The sequence below is a fragment of the Allobosea sp. genome (assembly GCF_048595345.1).
Classification (GTDB): Bacteria; Pseudomonadota; Alphaproteobacteria; order Rhizobiales; family Beijerinckiaceae; genus Allobosea.
Window position 1 is genome coordinate 1 of record NZ_JBMDWH010000200.1, and the last position, 2,334, is coordinate 2,334.

The 2,334-nt window shown below is 69.2% G+C and carries 3 protein-coding genes; 1 reads left to right on the forward strand and 2 read right to left on the reverse strand.

Going from position 1 to position 2,334, the window contains the following annotated elements:
* A partial coding sequence (locus ACOJTB_RS17460) for a 2-dehydro-3-deoxygalactonokinase (RefSeq protein ID WP_420103798.1) occupies positions 1–539 on the reverse strand: 539 nt, incomplete at its 3' end.
* 139 nt (positions 540–678) lie between these two features.
* On the opposite strand from ACOJTB_RS17460, the gene ACOJTB_RS17465 reads away from it, so the two are divergent.
* Positions 679–1,572 carry an aldose epimerase family protein gene (locus ACOJTB_RS17465; protein WP_420103799.1) on the forward strand — a complete coding sequence of 298 codons (894 nt, stop codon included), beginning with the start codon at positions 679–681 and terminating at the stop codon, positions 1,570–1,572.
* Between the two features lie 104 nt (positions 1,573–1,676).
* Here the strand turns inward: ACOJTB_RS17465 and ACOJTB_RS17470 are convergent.
* On the reverse strand, positions 1,677–2,334 hold a 658-nt coding region (locus ACOJTB_RS17470; RefSeq protein ID WP_420103800.1), incomplete at its 5' end, for a L,D-transpeptidase.

A 2,334-nucleotide genomic window follows, 5' to 3' on the forward strand; every position in this document is an offset into this window, starting at 1 on the left:
AGCCGCGCCAGGATCGAATCGTTGCGCAGCAGCCCATAGACCTCTCCGGTCATGAAGCTGGCGAAGCGGATGACGCGCCCGCCTCTGATTTCGGCCCATTTGGAATGCGTGCCGGGGAGGCAGGCCAACCCGTCTTCAAGGCCGAGGCCGAACAGCAGCGTCTCCTCGCCGCGCATCACGTCGAAGGCGCCCTCGTCGCAGCTGAGCCCGGGCAGGATGGTCGCCGTGGTCCCCTCGTCGAGATTGACCGTCAGGGCGGCCGCGGTCACCTCCTGCGCCGAGGCGGGGCAGCCGACATACGCGGCCTCGACCCAGCCATTGCGGCTGCCGACCATGCCGGCAAGGATGATGGGAGCCTCGGGACAGGCCTCGCGGAAATCGCCCGCCAGCGCCTGGAAAGCCTCGGGATAGCCGCCGGCCGGCACCGATTGGATGCCCTGATCGGCCACCCGCCGCTCGAGCACCTCCCCATCCGGCGAGATCAGGAAAGCTCGCGCACGGGTCGTTCCCCAGTCGAGCGCGATCAGAGGTTTGGGCATGGCAGGCTCCGGCAGGGCCGGCACTGTCCTCGCGCCCTGCGCCGGGGTCAAGACCGGAGCCGAAAGAGCTTGTCGGCCGCCCTTGCCCGGCCGACTGTCGCGCGACGGTGATTCTGACCGCTGCACGGGTACGGCCGATATGGACAGTCTGAAGCTCGATGGTTTCGCTCTGCAGGCCGAGATCCTTCCGTCTCTGGGCGGGATCGTCTCGCGGCTGGGCTGGCAGGCGCCGGATGGGCGGGCCCATGAGCTGTTGCGACCGCCCCCGGCGCCGATCTCCACCGCCGCCCCCAATCACGGCGGCAGCTGGGCGATGCTGCCCTTCGCCAACCGCGCCTTCGGTGGCGTCGTCGATGACGGCACCCAGCGCTTCCTGCTGCCCTTCAACGATGCGAGCGGCGCCATCCACGGCTTCGGCTGGCAGTCCGCCTGGCAGGTCGTGGAGTATGACCGCGCCGGAGTGCGGCTGGAGCATCGCCGCAGCGAGGGGGCTGACCCTTATCGCTACAGCGCCTGGCAGGAGATCGGTCTGACCGAGACGGGTATGACCGTGCGATTCGGTGTGACCAACGAGGCGGACCGGGCCCTACCGTTCGGGATCGGCCATCATCCCTGGTTTCCCCGGCAGGACGATACGAGGCTGCGATTGCGTGCCGCACGCGCCCTCGTCTTCGGCGATGCGTTCCGCGCGATCGGGGACCGTGCTCTACCGGATGGAGGGCCCTATGCCGATAATCCGCTGTTTCGCGAGGAGGGTGTCGTCGCCTGGAACTTCGTAGGCTGGGACGGGCAGGCACGCATCGAGACGCCGTCCGCCGGTCTCGCCATCACCGTGACGGCGAGCGAGAGCCTCGCCTGCCCGGTCGTCTGGGCGCCTGCGGGGTCGGATTTCCTCTGCGTCGAGCCGCAGAGCCATGCCAGCGGCGCGCCCAGCGAGGCGCCCGCCCGCAATGCTGCGCCGATGAAGCGGCTGGAGCCCGGCGAAAGTCTCGAAGGCTGGATGACGATCAGCCCCTCGCTTTTGCAGGGCTGAAAGCTCGGCGGTCGGCCGGCCGGTCATCACCCATTCGGTCGAAGCCAGGGTTGTCGCGGGCAGTTGCAGAAGGGACCGCGGCGTACGGAGCGGATCAGAGCGCTTCAGCGCCAGCCATAACCATAGCCTGAGGGGTAATAGGGCTGGTAGCCATAGGCCTCGACCGGCAGGGCCGGCCGCAGCAGGATGCGGCCGCGCGCGCTCTCCCAGCCGGCCTCGCCTGGCCCGCGATAAACCACGGCCGCCGGCTCGAGCCTCTGGCTCTTCGCCTTGGCCAGCTTGGCTTTGGTCGTGGTCTTCGCGATCTGCGCCTTGGCCGGCTTGGCGGGCGGGGTCAGCAGCGCGGGCTCGAGGTTCAGTGCGGAGCGCCGCAGGCTCGGCGCCGTCTCGCTGCGCGCCGTGGCGAGCGCGGCCTTGGCCGGCTGCCTGGCCTTGGCGAAGCGCGAGAGAGAATCGGGCGCGGCACCGTTGAGCGCGATGCGGGTCTGCGAGGCGCCGTGCTTCTTCACCAGCGCGAAAAGCTTGGCGGCATTGGCGGGGTGCAGCCGGATGCAGCCATGCGAGGCCGGGCGCCCCAGCGCGCCGACCGAGCCGGTGCCGTGAATGGCGTAGCCGCCGCGGAAGAACACCGAATGCGGCATGGCACCGCCATATTTGCGGGAATACCAGTTCTTTTCGAGGCGAGTCGGGCGGTAGACGCCGTTGGGCGAACGAAAACCCTGCCGGCCGGACGAGATCGCCCAGTTGTAGATCTCGCCATCG

Excerpts from the sequence above, each read along its gene's own strand:
- ACOJTB_RS17465 (WP_420103799.1), top strand. The coding sequence starts at position 679 with ATGGACAGTCTGAAGCTCGATGGTTTCGCTCTGCAGGCCGAGATCCTT.